The organism is Halomonas borealis (genome assembly GCF_004798905.1).
GTDB classification, from domain to species: Bacteria; Pseudomonadota; Gammaproteobacteria; order Pseudomonadales; family Halomonadaceae; genus Halomonas; species Halomonas borealis.
Genome location: NZ_SDMO01000003.1, coordinates 133,413 through 147,041 on the forward strand (window position 1 = coordinate 133,413; position 13,629 = coordinate 147,041).

A 13,629-nucleotide genomic window follows, 5' to 3' on the forward strand; every position below is an offset into this window, starting at 1 on the left:
CCAGGCCGATGCGCCCGGGGTGTAGCAATGTCACGGCGTCAGCTTCCACAATGATGTCATCGCGATGCGGGGGAGGGGGCAGCTTATACGCTCAGTGTGCCTGCGCAACCCAATCGATGCTGTCGGTGGGTCGGGCCCGCCGGGGCGGCATCGGGCGGTGGTCAGGCCGGGTCGGGGTCGAGTGTCTCGAGGCGCCCCTTGAGGCGTGAGGTGAGTGCCGAGAGGTCGCGCTCGGCATCGCGTGGCCAGCCCAGGGTCAGCACCACGCCGTCGGGGCCGTAGTCGGCGGCGTCCACCGGGATGTCGCGCTCGATACACCATGCCCGGACCTGAGCCTCGCCGGCGAAGTCGACCCTCAGGCGCAGGGGCGAGCGCTCGGTGATGCCGCGAGTCGGCAGGTTCGCCAGCGCCTCGCTCACCGCCTGGCCGTAGGCGCGGGCCAGGCCGCCGGTGCCGAGCTTGGTGCCACCGAAGTGGCGGGTCACCACGCAGCCGATGTGGCCGAGCCCGGCGCCTTCCAGCACTTGGTACATCGGCCGCCCGGCGGTGCCGCCGGGTTCGCCGTCGTCGGAGAAACCGATGGCGAGTTGTTCGCCCGGCGGGCCGGCGATGAAGGCGCTGCAGTGGTGGCTGGCGTTGGGGTGGAGGCGGCGCGCCGCGGCGAGCAGGGCCTCGAAGGCGGCGGCATCGGGAGCATGGCAGACCCAGGCGATGAAGCGGCTCTTCTCGACCTCGAGTTCGCTGGCATGCCAGTCGCCGGCGGCCAGGTCGGGAACGGAATAGCGCATCAGGCGGCCAGGTCGGTCTGGCGCACCACGCCCATCACCAGCCCCAGCACCTGGATGTCGCTGTTCTTGAGATGAATGGGGGGCATGGCCTCGTTGGCCGGCTGCAGGCGCACGCCGGACTTCTCGATGTAGAGCTTCTTCAGGGTGACCTCCTGATCATTGATCATCACCACCGCGGTTTCGCCGTTCTCGGCGCTCTCGCGGCGTTCGATGATGATCACATCCCCGTCGAAGATTTGGCAATCGATCATCGAGTCGCCTCGTACTCGCAGCGCATAGGTGTTGCGCTTGACCATGCGCTGAGGAACTTCGACGCTGCCGGCATCGATGCAGGCATCGATGGGCACGCCGGCGGCGACGCTGCCCAGCAGGGGAACCTCGACCAGGTCGTGGTCGGCGAGCGGCGTCCAGGCCTCGGCGATGGGCAGGTTGGGTAGTCGAAGCAGGTACTGTGGGGCGAGTGACATGGCGTGGCATCTCCCGTTGTTAGTAACTGTTGATACATACAGTACGTGACCAGCATAGCAGGCGCTGGGTATCTGGCAAGGGCTGGATCTCCTAGGCCGGGTGGGGTAGGCGAAGGGGAGGACGACCCGGGTGGGCCTCGGCTGGTGATGGAAACTCTTTCCGTGTAGAGTGAAAAATCATGTTTTTCGCGCCTGGAGAGTGCCTTGAGCCTGCGTCTGCAAGCCCGGCGGCTGGCCTGTGAGCGAGACGACCGCTGGCTGTTCCACGATCTCGATCTGGAGATCCGGGCCGGTGAGATCCTGCGCGTCGAGGGCCCCAACGGCAGCGGCAAGACCACCCTGCTCAAGATCCTGGCCGGCCAGCCGATGGAACATGCGGGCGAGGTGCTGTGGAACGGCACGCCGCTGCGCCGCTCGCGGAGCGACTTCCTCGCCAACCTGCTGTATCTGGGCCATGCCCCGGGCGTGAAGGCGGCACTGACGCCGCTGGAGAACCTCGCCTGGTACCAGGCGCTGGCCGGCGAGCCGGGCGACGAGGCATCGCGCCTGGGGGCGCTCGAGCGGATCGGCCTGGCCGGCTTCGAGGATCTGCCCGCCGCCCAGCTCTCCGCCGGGCAGCAGCGTCGCGTGGCCCTGGCCCGGCTGGAGCTGACGCCGCGCCTGCTGTGGGTGCTCGATGAGCCCTTCACGGCCATCGATCGGCAGGGCGTGGCCGCGCTCGAAGCGCGGCTCGAGGCCCATGCCGAGCGCGGTGGGGGCGTGCTGGTGACCACCCATCATGAACTGCGGGCATCATCGGGCCTGCGCCGCCTGACGCTGGGTGAAGGAGGTGGCGGTGTCGAGCGATGAGCCGGCGGGCGGGCTCTCGCTGGCCTGGCGCGCGACCCTGCGCCGCGACCTGGTGCTGCGGCTGCGCCGCCCCGGCGAGGTGTTGAACCCGCTGGCGTTCTTCGCCCTGGTGATTACCCTGTTCCCGCTCGGCCTCTCGCCATCGGCGTCGCTGCTGGCGACCATCGCCCCGGGGCTCTTGTGGGTGGCGGCGCTGCTGGCGGCGCTGCTGTCGCTGGACGGCATGTTCCGTGACGATGCCGAGGATGGCAGCTTGGAGCAGCTGCTGTTGTCGCCCCAGCCGCTGCCGGCGTTGGCCATGGCCAAGGTGGCGGCGCATTGGCTGCTGACCGGGTTGCCGCTGGCGCTGATGGCGCCGCTGCTGGGCGTGATGCTGTCGCTGCCGGCGGGCAGCTACGGCGTATTGGCGCTGTCACTGGCGCTGGGCAGCGCCAGCCTGAGCCTGATAGGCGCCATCGGCGCCGCGCTCACCGTCGGGGTGCCCCGTGGCGGCGTGCTGCTCTCGCTGCTGGTGCTGCCGCTCTATATCCCGGTGCTGATCTTCGGCGTCGGCGCCGTGCAGGCGGCGGCCCAGGGGGACGGCGTAGCGGCTCATCTGGCCATCCTCGGGGCCCTGCTGGCGGCGGGGCTGACACTGGCGCCCTTCGCGATCGCGGCGGCGCTGCGCATCGGTCTCAACGGTTGAGGAAACGACAGTATCATGTGGGCCTTCCTTCACAAGCTCGGCTCCCCCAAGGGGTTCTACGCCATCAGCGGCAGGTGGCTGCCCGCGTTATGGGGGGTGGCGGTGGCGCTGATCCTGGTCGGCGGGGTCTGGGGGCTGGTCTTCGCGCCGGCCGACTATCAGCAGGGCAACAGCTTTCGCATCATCTATGTCCACGTGCCGGCGGCCTTCCTTGCCCAGTCGATCTTCGTCGCCATGGCCGTGGCCGGGCTGGTGTTCATGGTCTGGAAGATCAAGCTGGCCGACATGGCCGCGGCGATGATGGCTCCGCTGGGGGCCGGCATGACCTTCGTGGCGTTGTTCTCCGGGGCGGTGTGGGGCGTGCCCACCTGGGGCACCTGGTGGCAGTGGGATGCGCGGCTCACCTCGATGTTGATCCTGCTGTTCCTGTATATCGGCGTGATCGCCCTGCGCGGCGCCTTCGTCAGCCGTGACGGCGGAGCCCGGGCGGCATCGCTGCTGGCCATGGTCGGCGTGATCAACATCCCGATCATCAAGTTCTCGGTGGAGTGGTGGTACACCCTTCACCAGCCGGCCAGTTTCTCGATCACCGAGAAGCCGGCCATGCCGGCCGAGATGTGGCTGCCGTTGCTGTCGATGGTGTTGGGCTTCTATGCGTTCTTCCTGGCCGTGACGTTGACGCGGACCCGCAGCGAGATCCTGCGCCGGGAGTCGTCCAAGCGTTGGGTGCGCGCGCTGGTCGAGGAGCGGCGCTGATGGCCTTCGATTCCCTATCCGCATTCCTCTCCATGGGGGGGCACGCGCCCTATGTCTGGAGCGCCTATGGCGCCACCGCGGCCCTGCTGCTGGGTGTGGGCTGGCATGCTCGGGCCGAGCGTCGGCGGGTGAGGCGCGACCTGGCGCGGCGCATGCGTCGCGAGCGGCGTCAGGCCGAGGCGGCCGACGCCTCCACCGATGAGGGGCCTACCCGATGAGAGCCAAGCGCAAGCAGAAACTCTACGCGATCCTGGGGCTGGTCACGCTGGCCGCCATCGCCATAGGGCTCACGCTCTACGCCCTGCGCAGCAATATCAACCTGTTCTTCAGTCCGCTGCAGATCGCCGAGGGGCAGGCCCCATTGGAACGCCAGATCCGCGCCGGCGGCATGGTCAAGGCGGACAGCGTGGCGCGCGACCCCGAGAGCCTGGCGGTGTCGTTCACGGTGACCGATTATGTCGAGGATCTCGAGGTCCGCTACCGCGGCATCCTGCCCGACCTGTTCCGCGAGGGGCAGGGCGTGGTGGTCATGGGCAAGCTGCAGCCCGAGGGCTGGCTGAGCGCCGACAAGGTGCTGGCCAAGCATGACGAGAACTACATGCCCCCCGAGGTGGCTCAGGCCCTGGAGGATGCCGGCTACTCGCCGGAGGACTACCAGGACGAGAGCGCCCTCGGGGCCAAGGACTGACTCGGAGACGCCATGCTGACCCCGTTGATTCCCGAAATCGGGCACTTCGCGCTGATCATCGCGTTGCTGTTGGCGACGCTGCAGGCGACCGTGCCGCTGGCCGGGGCGGCGACCCGGCGGCCGCTGTGGATGGCCTATGCGCGGCCCATGGCGTCCGGCCAGTTCCTGTTCCTGAGCGTCGCCTATGCCTGCTTGACCGCCAGCTTCCTGCTCGATGACTTCAGCGTGGCCACCGTGGCCAACAACTCGAACTCGCTGCTGCCCTGGTACTACAAGGCCAGCGCCGTGTGGGGTAACCACGAAGGTTCGGTGCTGCTGTGGAGCCTGATCCTCGGCGCCTGGACCTTCGCCGTGAGTCGCTTCTCCCGCGGCCTGCCTCGCGACATGCTGGCTCGCGTGCTGGGCGTGATGGGGCTGGTGTCGGTCGGCTTCCTGGCCTTCGTGCTGTTCACCTCGAACCCCTTCGCGCGGCTGCTGCCCAACCCGCCCGCCGACGGTGCCGACCTCAACCCGCTGCTCCAGGACGTCGGCCTGATCATCCATCCGCCGATGCTCTACATGGGCTATGTCGGCTTCTCGGTGGTCTTCGCCTTCGCCATCGCGGCCCTGCTCGGTGGCCGGCTGGATGCCGCCTGGACCCGTTGGGCACGCCCCTGGACCAACATCGCCTGGGCCTTCCTCTCGGTGGGCATCGCGCTTGGCAGCTGGTGGGCCTACTACGAGCTTGGCTGGGGCGGCTGGTGGTTCTGGGACCCGGTGGAAAACGCCTCGTTGCTGCCGTGGCTGGCAGGCACCGCGCTGATCCACTCGCTGGCGGTGACCGAGAAGCGTGGCGCCTTCAAGAGCTGGACGGTGCTGCTGGCGATCTCGACCTTCTCGTTGTCGCTGTTGGGCACCTTCCTGGTGCGCTCCGGGGTGCTGACCTCGGTGCATGCCTTCGCCAACGATCCCTCCCGGGGGCTGTTCATCCTGCTGTTGCTGGGCATCACCGTGGGCGCCTCGCTGCTGCTGTTCGCGCTGCGCGCCCCGCGGGTCAGCCAGCGCACCGGCTTCGGCTGGTGGTCCCGGGATGCCCTGTTGCTGGTCAACAACATCCTGCTGGTGGTCATGACGATCACCGTGCTGCTGGGCACCGTCTATCCGCTGCTGCTCGACGCCCTGGAGCTGGGCAAGATCAGCGTCGGCCCGCCCTACTTCAATGCCCTGTTCGTGCCGCTGACGGCGATCCTGTGCGTGTTCATGGGCCTCGGTCCCCTGGCCAACTGGAAGCAGGCCCGTGTCCGTGACCTGGCCCGCCGGGCCTGGTTGTCCGGCGTCGTGGCGCTGGTCATCGGCCTGCTGGCGCCGCTGGTCTATGGCGGGGAGTGGAACCTCGCGGTGACGCTCGGGCTGGTCGCCGCGCTGTGGGTCGTGCTGCCGCTGGTGCGCGACCTGTGGGTCAAGAGCCGCGACAGCAAAGGGCGGCGCCTGGTCGGCCTGCGGCGGCTGTCGCTGGCCCATTGGGGCATGGTGCTCGGCCATCTGGGGCTGGCGGTGACCATCGTCGGCGTCACCGTGGTGTCGAACTACGCCGTGGAGCGCAACGTGCGCATGGCGGTGGGCGACAGCGTCGAGGTGGCGGGTTACACCTTCACCATGACCGACCTTGGTCAGCGTCGCGGCCCCAACTACGTCGCCGACACCGCGCACCTCGAGGTGCGTCGTGGGGAGGAGACCAGGCGTTTCACCATGACCCCGGAGAAGCGCGTCTACCTGGCCCGCGGCATGCCGATGACCGATGTGGCGCTGCGCCCGGGGCTCTTGCGTGATCTCTACGTGGCCATGGGCGAGGACCTGGAGGATGGCAGCTGGGCGCTGCGCATCCAGTTCAAGCCCTTCGTGCGCTGGCTGTGGCTGGGCGCGCTGTTGATGGCCGGCGGCGGTCTGCTGGCGGTGATCGACCGCCGCTATCGGCGCGGCGTCGCCGCGCCGGCCCCCGAGCGCCAGCCACGGGAGGTGAATGCATGAGGCGTCGTCTGTTGCTGCTGTTGCCATTGGTCTGCTTCGTCCTGCTGGGGGGCTTCCTCTACCAAGGGTTGTCGATCGACCCCGCCGAGCGCGAGTCGGCGCTGATGGAGCGCCCCTTCCCGGCCTTCAGGCTCGCCACCCTGAGTGATCCCGAACGTATCCTCGACGAGTCACTGCTCGAAGGGGAGGTCACCCTGGTCAACGTCTGGGGCGAGTGGTGCCCGACCTGCAAGCAGGAAATGCCGCAGCTGCTGGAGCTTGCCGAGCGCGGCGTCCGGCTGGTGGGCATCGACTACAAGGACAGCCGCGAGAAGGGTCGTGAATTCCTCCAGGGATTCGGCAACCCCTTCGAGGTCAACCTCTTCGACCCCGAGGGGGACCTGGGCTTCGACCTCGGCGTGTACGGCGCCCCGGAAAGCTTCCTGGTGGATGCCGACGGCGTGATCCGTTATCACCATACCGGGTATATCTCGCCGCAGGATGTGGAGCGGGTGATCCTGCCGGAGGTGGCGAAATGGCGCGATTGATCCGTGCCGTGGTGCTGCTGGCCCTGCTGTGGCCGGCCCTGGCACAGGCCGCCATCGAGGTGCGTGACTTCGAGGATCCGGTGATGCGCGAACGCTTCGCATCGCTGACGGCGACGCTGCGCTGCCCCAAGTGCCAGAACCAGGCGATCGGCGACTCCGATTCGCCGATCGCCGGCGACATGCGTAAGCGCGTCTATGCACAACTTCAGGCCGGGCGCTCCGACAAGGAGATCGTCGACTTCATGGTCCGCCGCTTCGGCGATTACGTGCTCTACAACCCGCGTCTGGAGGGCCGGACCCTGCTGCTGTGGGGGCTGCCGGTGGCCCTGGTGCTGGGCGGCGGCCTGCTGGTGGCATGGCTGGTGCGCACGCGGCGCCGGGCCTCGTCCCGGCGGCTCAACGACGAGGAGCGGGCCCGCCTGGATGCGCTTCTCGCACGGGAGGACGACCGATGATCGTGCTATGGATCGCCTTCGCCGTGTTGCTGGTGCCGGCGCTGTGGCTGCTGGTGCTGCCCTTGCGGCGGGCCGGCGCGGTGGCCCGGACGCTGGCCGACGACGAGGCCAGCGAGCGTAACGATCGACAGAACGTGGCCGTCTACCGGCGGCGCCTCGCCTCCTTGGAGGCGGCCCGTGAGCGCGGCGAGATCGACGCGGCGCGCTTCGACGAGGATCGTCTCGAGCTCGAGCGCAGCCTGCTCGACGACACCGCGACGACCGCGCGGTCGTCGCTCAAGCCCGCCGGGGCCGGGCGCTGGCTGGTACCGCCGACGATGATCGCGCTGGTGGTGATCAGCGTGGCCTGGTACCAGGGGGAGGGCGCCGAAGGTGACCTGGCGCTGTATCGCCTCCAGCAGCAGGCGATGGCCGACCCCGAGGCGGCGCTGCCCCGCCTGCTCGAGCGCCTGGAAGCCGAGGCCGAGCGTCAGCCCGGCAATCCCAACGTGTGGCGCTCGCTGTTTCCGCTCTATCGAGACAGTGGCCGTACCGAGCGGGCCGACCATGCCCTGACCCGGCTGCTCGATCTCGAGGGTCGTCGCCCCTGGCTGCTGGCCGAACTGGCCCAATTGCGGTATTTTGCCGCCGGTCGCGAGCTGACTCCCGGCGTACGGGCCCTGGTCGATGAGACCCTGGCGGCCGACCCGGCTCAGCCCACGGTGCTTGGCCTGCTGGGCATCGAAGCCTTCGAGAATGCCGACTACGCGGCGGCCATCGATCGCTGGCGCCGTGCCATCGCCGGCATGAGCGACACCCAGCAGATCGCGTCGTTGCGTCAGGGCATTCTTACCGCCCAGCGTCGGCTCGGCCAGGCGCCCGAGGCCGCCGGCCCTGGCATCCACGTGCGTGTGAGCCTGGCCGCGGAGCTGAGCGAGCGCTTGGGCGCCGACGCCGCGGTGTTCGTGGTCGCTCGAGACACGGCCGGTGAACGGCCCCCGCTGGCGGTGGTGCGCACCACCCTGGGTGCGCTGCCGATCACCCTGACGCTCGACGACGGCGACGCCATGGCGCCGATGGCGCGGCTGTCCCAGGTCGACGAGGCGCGGCTGGTGGCGCGGGTATCGGCCAGCGGCCAGGCCGACCCTAAGCCCGGCGACCTCTTCGGGCGCCGCGCCTCGGCGGCGGTCGGCGAGGGCGGCGGCGAACCGCTAGAACTGATCATCGACAGGATCGTGGAATAACGCATGCGACTGAAGTCGATACGCCTGGTGGGCTTCAAGTCGTTCGTCGACCCCATCACCGTGCCCTTCGACGGCAACATGACCGCCGTCATCGGGCCCAATGGCTGTGGCAAGTCCAACATCATCGACGCCGTGCGCTGGGTCATGGGGGAATCTTCCGCCAAGACCCTGCGCGGCGAGTCGATGACCGACGTCATCTTCAACGGCTCCACCGGCCGCAAGCCGGTGGGCCAGGCCTCCATCGAGCTGCTGTTCGACAACCGCGACGGCACCATGGGAGGGCCCTACGCCCAATACGCGGAGATCTCGGTCAAGCGACAGGTCACCCGCGAGGGCCAGTCGACCTATTTCTTCAATGGCCAGAAGTGTCGTCGCCGGGACATCTCCGACCTGTTCCTGGGCACCGGCCTGGGGCCGCGTTCCTACGCCATCATCGGCCAGGGCATGATCTCGCGGTTGATCGAGTCACGCCCCGAGGAGCTGCGTGCCACCCTCGAGGAAGCCGCCGGCATCTCCAAGTACAAGGAGCGCCGTCGCGAGACCGAGAACCGCATGCGGCGCACCCAGGAGAACCTGGAGCGCCTGGAGGACATCCGCGAGGAACTCGACAAGCAGCTCGAGCGCCTCAAGCGCCAGGCCGACGCGGCGCGCCGCTACCAGACCCTCAAGCAGGAGGAGTACCGGCTCAAGGGCGAGCTGGCGCTGCTGCGCGCTCGAGCCCTGCGCGCCAGCCAGGACGAGGAGGAGAGCCGCGTCCGCGAGTTCGAGACCACGGTGGAGCGCGAGGTGCTGGGCCTGCGCCAGTGCGAGACGCGTCTAGAGGAGGCCCGCGCCGAGCATGATCGCCTGGCCTCCGAGCTCGAGGGCTACCAGAGCCGTTTCCACGAGACCACCACCGCGATCGCCCGCCTCGAGCAGGACCTGGAGCACACCCGCTCGCGTGACCAGCAGCTCGCCCAGGACCTCGAGGCCGCCCGCCGCGAGCTCGCCGACCTCGACCGGCTCGGCGAAGACGACGGCGAGCGCCTGATGCGCCTCGACGAGCGCCTCGAGACCCTGGGGCCCGAACAGGAGGAAGTCGCGGAGCGCCTCGCCGAGCTGGAGGCCGCCCTCGAGGAGGCCGAGCCGCTGGCCGAGCAGGCCGACGCCGACTGGGAGGCCTTCGGCGAGACCTGGCAGGCCGATAGCCGCGAAGCCGAGCGCGCCCAGGACCGCCTGCGCGAACAGGAGGCGACCCTAGAGCGCCTCGAAGGCGATGCCCGCAAGCGCCGCAAGCAGCGCGAGGAACTGCCCGACATCGCCGGCCTGGAGGCCCAGCGTGGCGAGGTCGCCGAACGCCTGGCCGAACTGGAGGAGCGCCTGGCCGGATACGAGGCGCGCCGCGAACAGGGGCAGGCCGACCGCGATGCCGCCCGAGAGACGGTGCGCGAGGCCGAAACGCTGCGCGAGGCCGACCGCCAGCGTCGCAGCACCCTGCAGGGCGAGCTGGCCTCGCTGGAGGCGCTGATTCAGGCCGCGCTGGCCGATCACGACGAAACGCTCGACGACCATCTATCGGCCCAGGGCCTCGTCGAGGCGCCGCGCCTCGGCGAGCGTCTCGACGTGGATGCCGGCTGGGAAGATGCGGTGTCCTGGGTCCTGGCGCCCTGGCTGCGTGCCCGGCTCGCCCCGCTGGGCGAGGGCGCGAACCTGCTGACACCGGAGCTGGCCCCGGAGCTCGGGCTGCTCGAGGCCGAGGAACACCAGGCGCCGGCCGGTAGCCTGGCCGCCCGGGTCCGGGGTGCCGGGGCCGCGGCCCGGTGGCTGGCCGGCGTGCGCTGCGTGGCAAGCCGCGAGCAGGCCTGGGCCGAGCGTGGCGGCCTGGCGCCTGGCGAGAGCCTGATCACCGCCTGCGGGCTGTGGGTCGGCGACGGCTGGGCGCGCCATCGTGGCCAGGGAGAAGGCCCCGATGCGCTGCTGGTCAGTCGCCGTCGCGAGGCCGAGGTGCGAGAAGCACTCGCTGCCGTCGAGGAGCGCCTCGAGGCCCAGGAGACGCGCCTGGCCGAGGCCGGCGAGAGCGTCGAGCGCGCCGAGGAGGGCCTCGAGGCGGTGCGCCTCGAGGAGCGCGACCTCGAACAGCAGCGCCAGCAGCTGGCGGTGCAGGACAGCGGCCTGGCCAGCCGGCTCGAGCACCTCCAGGGGCGGGCCGGGGAGCTCGCCGAGGAACTCGAGGGGCTGGCCGAATCCGGCGAGGAGACGCGGCTGGCCATCGAGGAGACCCGCGAGCACTGGCAAGCCGCCATGGCGCGCCTCGAGCAGGGCGCCGAGACCCGCGAGCGCCTGGAGCGAGACCGCCAGCAGGCCCGCGAGCGGCTGACCCAGCTGCGCAGCCAGCAGCGGCCGCTCGCCGAGCAATCTCAGCGGCTGGCGCTGGAGCACCAGCGGCTGGCCACCGAACGCTCCGGCCTGGCCGAGCAGCAGGGGCGTGCCGGCGAGACCCGCGAACGCCTCGAGCTGCGGTGTGCAGAGCTCGAGGAGGCCCGCGAGGGGCTCAACGAGCCCGACGAGGAACGCCGCGAGCGCCTCGAGGAGCTACTGCATCGCCGTGAGCGCGAGGAGCGCGAGCTCAACGCGGCGCGCTCCCGGGCCGCCGAGCTGGTGGAGCGGCTGCGCGAGGACGAGCAGGCCCGCCAGGGCCACGAACGCCAGCTCGAGGGCATCCGCGAACGGCTTCAGGAAGCGCGTATGCAGGTCCAGGCGCTGGCGCTCAAGGCCGAGACCCAGGACGAACAGCTCAAGGAGCTGGGGCACGATGCCGAGGCCCTGACCGAGGGCCTCGACCCCAACGCCACCGAGTCCGCCTGGCAGACCCGTCTCGAGGAGGTCGGCGAGCGCATCCGCCGGCTGGGCGCCATCAACCTGGCGGCCATCGAGGAGTACGACCAGCAGGCCGAGCGGCGCGACTACCTGGAGGCCCAGCACCGTGAACTCCGCGAGGCGCTGGAGACCCTCGACCGAGCGATCCGTCGCATCGACCAGGAAACCCGAACCCGTTTTCGCGACACCTTCGAGCGGGTCAATGCTGGCCTGCAGACGCTTTTCCCCAAGGTCTTCGGCGGCGGGACCGCATGGTTGACGCTGACCGGCGACGATTTGCTGGAGACCGGGGTCGCCATCATGGCTCGTCCTCCGGGCAAGAAGAACAGCACCATTCATTTGCTCTCCGGGGGAGAAAAGGCGCTGACCGCGTTGTCCATGGTATTCGCGATCTTCCAGCTCAACCCGGCGCCTTTCTGCATGCTCGACGAGGTCGATGCCCCACTCGATGATGCCAACGTGGGGCGCTACGCCAAGTTGGTGAAGGAGATGTCGGACTCGGTGCAGTTTATCTACATCACCCACAACAAGATCGCCATGGAAGCCTCGGAGCGATTAATGGGAGTGACGATGCAGGAACCCGGGGTATCTCGTCTGGTGGCGGTGGGCGTCGAGGAAGCGGCGGCCCTGGCCCAGGCGTGATGGACTTGAACGCCGGGAGTAAAAGGGTTAACAAGACACAAAACAAGGTTGCATCGCATGGTTACGAAGGGATTCTCGAAGGGCGATTGCGCAGGACCGATGCGAGTTCGGCCACAAAAAGTCGAGCTTGACAATCAAAATTATTGGTCCTTTTCCGGGCAATCGCGCTATGCTGTTCACGGAAACCATCAGGCATGGCGCCTTAGCAAAAAGGCATGACGACCCATGGAACTTAGAGAGTGGCTGATCATATTGGGACTGGCGTTGGTGACGTTGATCGTCATCGACGGCGTGCGTCGCTTGCAACGCCAGCGCCGCGTACCGCGTCTGGACCAGCCCGGGGATGAAACCCCGGCGGCACAGGGTGTCGAGCAGGACGACCCCGAGGCGGCGGCCCGCGAGGCGGAAATCAACTGGGAACTGCCCAACGGCGGGGCGCGTGTCGTCCGGCCGGCGGAAGAGCAGGGTGTGAAGGCCAAGCCCAAGCTTCAGCGCCAGGAGCACCCCGGTCCATCCCGCGTATTGTCGGAATTCCGTCGCCAGAAGAGCGAGCCGGAGCCTACGGCGGCGCGCCGGGCCGAGCCCGCGACGCACGGTGAGCCGACGGTGGCAGCCGCGGCCGTCGAGACCGAGCGCCGTGAGCCGGTCCTCGACGATGGCGACGGGCGAGGCGCGACCGGCGAGCCGCTGGCCGCCGATCCGGCCGATCACGATGGCTATGATGACGAGGATTATCGGCTGGTCGACCTGGAAGGCATGGGCGATTCGCTGAAGAACGGCTCGCGGCGAGTCGGCTCCTCGGTGCAGCGTTTCGGAGCTTCCCTGCAGAAGGGCATCGCCGAGCGCCGCGATCAGAAGAAGGCGCGCCGCGAGCAGGAGAAGGCGGAAAGGGCCGAGCAAGCCGAGAAGGCCGAGCAGGCACGCCGCGAACAGGCCGCCCGACAGCAGCAGGAGGCCGACGAGGCGGCTCGTCGCCAGCGTGATAGCGAGGCGCGGGAAGCCGAGCATCGCCAGGCCGCCGCCGAGCAAGACGACCCGCTGTTTGCCCCTCGCCGCGAGGCGCCACGGGAGGCCTCGGAGGCGTTCGCCGAAGAAGCCCCACGGGATGACGTGGTGCGCTCGCATCCGGTGCTCGAGAAGGCCTTGCGTCATGATGTCGAGGCCGAGCATGCCCGCGACGCCCTCGGCGAGGCCGAGGAGCTCATCGTGATCAGCGTGATGGCCCGGGGTGAGGAAGGCTTCTCCGGCAGTACCCTGTTGGAACTGATGATGGCTTGTGGCCTGCGTTATGGCCGCGACATGGGCATCTTCCATCGCTTCGAGACCGAGGACCCGGGCAGCGCCCTGCAGTTCTCGATGGTCAATGTGGTCAAGCCCGGCACCTTCCCCCTCGAGGCCATGGACGAGTTCTCCACGCCCGGTGTCACCCTGCTGATGCCGCTGCCGGGAGCCTCCGATACCTCCGCAGCCTTCGAGGCGATGGTCGAGACCGCCATGGTCATCGTCCGCCACCTCGGCGGCGAGCTGAAGGATGAGCAGATGAGCGTGATGACCGCCCAGACCGTCGAGTTCGCACGCCAGCGGGTGCAGGAGTTCGAGCGTCGCCACCGCTTGCATCGTCAGGTCAACTAGCCTGGCCAGGCTTCGCCCGGAATCGTAAGCCGCAGGCTTGAAGCGGGAAGACAA

General features: G+C 69.1%; 13 protein-coding genes. 11 read left to right on the forward strand and 2 right to left on the reverse strand.

The features are described from left to right. Positions 1-161: 161 nt before the first annotated feature. On the reverse strand, positions 162-788 hold the full coding sequence (locus ETC07_RS04880; protein ID WP_136247387.1) for an IMPACT family protein: 627 nt from the start codon (positions 786-788) through the stop codon (positions 162-164). Further along, entirely contained in the window at positions 788-1,255 is a 468-nt protein-coding gene (gene lexA, locus ETC07_RS04885; protein WP_136247388.1) for a transcriptional repressor LexA, read from the reverse strand. The genes ETC07_RS04880 and lexA overlap by 1 nt, the downstream gene beginning before the upstream one ends. Positions 1,256-1,459: 204 nt before the next feature. Here lexA and ccmA point away from each other — a divergent pair, with 204 nt between their 5' ends. From ccmA to zipA, 11 genes are all read left to right on the forward strand, one after another. Further along, the gene (ccmA, locus tag ETC07_RS04890) at positions 1,460-2,104 is read left to right on the forward strand and encodes a cytochrome c biogenesis heme-transporting ATPase CcmA (protein ID WP_136247389.1); all 645 of its coding nucleotides are present in this window, start codon (positions 1,460-1,462) and stop codon (positions 2,102-2,104) included. Next, on the forward strand, positions 2,091-2,789 hold the full coding sequence (ccmB, locus tag ETC07_RS04895; protein WP_306462087.1) for a heme exporter protein CcmB: 699 nt from the start codon (positions 2,091-2,093) through the stop codon (positions 2,787-2,789). The genes ccmA and ccmB overlap by 14 nt, the downstream gene beginning before the upstream one ends. A 15-nt stretch (positions 2,790-2,804) precedes the next feature. Then, a complete protein-coding gene (locus tag ETC07_RS04900) occupies positions 2,805-3,545 on the forward strand; it encodes a heme ABC transporter permease (RefSeq protein ID WP_136247391.1) in 741 nt (246 codons plus the stop codon). Further along, entirely contained in the window at positions 3,545-3,763 is a 219-nt protein-coding gene (gene ccmD, locus ETC07_RS04905) for a heme exporter protein CcmD (RefSeq protein ID WP_136247392.1), read from the forward strand. Before ETC07_RS04900 ends, ccmD begins: the two co-directional genes overlap by 1 nt. Then, positions 3,760-4,233 (forward strand): cytochrome c maturation protein CcmE, encoded by a 474-nt coding sequence (ccmE, locus tag ETC07_RS04910; protein WP_136247393.1) that lies wholly within the window; start codon positions 3,760-3,762, stop codon positions 4,231-4,233. Before ccmD ends, ccmE begins: the two co-directional genes overlap by 4 nt. A gap of 12 nt (positions 4,234-4,245) precedes the next feature. Next, positions 4,246-6,240 (forward strand): heme lyase CcmF/NrfE family subunit, encoded by a 1,995-nt coding sequence (locus ETC07_RS04915; protein ID WP_136247394.1) that lies wholly within the window; start codon positions 4,246-4,248, stop codon positions 6,238-6,240. Next, the gene (locus tag ETC07_RS04920; RefSeq protein WP_136247395.1) at positions 6,237-6,767 is read left to right on the forward strand and encodes a DsbE family thiol:disulfide interchange protein; all 531 of its coding nucleotides are present in this window, start codon (positions 6,237-6,239) and stop codon (positions 6,765-6,767) included. Before ETC07_RS04915 ends, ETC07_RS04920 begins: the two co-directional genes overlap by 4 nt. Beyond that, positions 6,755-7,222 (forward strand): cytochrome c-type biogenesis protein, encoded by a 468-nt coding sequence (locus ETC07_RS04925; RefSeq protein WP_136247396.1) that lies wholly within the window; start codon positions 6,755-6,757, stop codon positions 7,220-7,222. Before ETC07_RS04920 ends, ETC07_RS04925 begins: the two co-directional genes overlap by 13 nt. Beyond that, positions 7,219-8,445 (forward strand): c-type cytochrome biogenesis protein CcmI, encoded by a 1,227-nt coding sequence (gene ccmI / locus ETC07_RS04930; RefSeq protein ID WP_136247397.1) that lies wholly within the window; start codon positions 7,219-7,221, stop codon positions 8,443-8,445. Before ETC07_RS04925 ends, ccmI begins: the two co-directional genes overlap by 4 nt. A 3-nt stretch (positions 8,446-8,448) precedes the next feature. Next, positions 8,449-11,943 (forward strand): chromosome segregation protein SMC, encoded by a 3,495-nt coding sequence (smc, locus tag ETC07_RS04935; protein ID WP_136247398.1) that lies wholly within the window; start codon positions 8,449-8,451, stop codon positions 11,941-11,943. A 225-nt stretch (positions 11,944-12,168) separates the two neighbouring features. Continuing rightward, positions 12,169-13,575, forward strand: coding sequence for a cell division protein ZipA (gene zipA, locus ETC07_RS04940; protein ID WP_136247399.1), 1,407 nt, complete (start codon positions 12,169-12,171; stop codon positions 13,573-13,575). Positions 13,576-13,629 lie beyond the last annotated feature (54 nt).

Excerpts from the sequence above, each read along its gene's own strand:
- ETC07_RS04880 (WP_136247387.1), bottom strand. The coding sequence starts at position 788 with ATGCGCTATTCCGTTCCCGACCTGGCCGCCGGCGACTGGCATGCCAGC.
- lexA (WP_136247388.1), bottom strand. The coding sequence starts at position 1,255 with ATGTCACTCGCCCCACAGTACCTGCTTCGACTACCCAACCTGCCCATC.
- ETC07_RS04900 (WP_136247391.1), top strand. The coding sequence starts at position 2,805 with ATGTGGGCCTTCCTTCACAAGCTCGGCTCCCCCAAGGGGTTCTACGCC.
- ccmD (WP_136247392.1), top strand. The coding sequence starts at position 3,545 with ATGGCCTTCGATTCCCTATCCGCATTCCTCTCCATGGGGGGGCACGCG.
- ccmE (WP_136247393.1), top strand. The coding sequence starts at position 3,760 with ATGAGAGCCAAGCGCAAGCAGAAACTCTACGCGATCCTGGGGCTGGTC.
- ETC07_RS04915 (WP_136247394.1), top strand. The coding sequence starts at position 4,246 with ATGCTGACCCCGTTGATTCCCGAAATCGGGCACTTCGCGCTGATCATC.
- ETC07_RS04920 (WP_136247395.1), top strand. The coding sequence starts at position 6,237 with ATGAGGCGTCGTCTGTTGCTGCTGTTGCCATTGGTCTGCTTCGTCCTG.
- ETC07_RS04925 (WP_136247396.1), top strand. The coding sequence starts at position 6,755 with ATGGCGCGATTGATCCGTGCCGTGGTGCTGCTGGCCCTGCTGTGGCCG.
- ccmI (WP_136247397.1), top strand. The coding sequence starts at position 7,219 with ATGATCGTGCTATGGATCGCCTTCGCCGTGTTGCTGGTGCCGGCGCTG.
- smc (WP_136247398.1), top strand. The coding sequence starts at position 8,449 with ATGCGACTGAAGTCGATACGCCTGGTGGGCTTCAAGTCGTTCGTCGAC.
- zipA (WP_136247399.1), top strand. The coding sequence starts at position 12,169 with ATGGAACTTAGAGAGTGGCTGATCATATTGGGACTGGCGTTGGTGACG.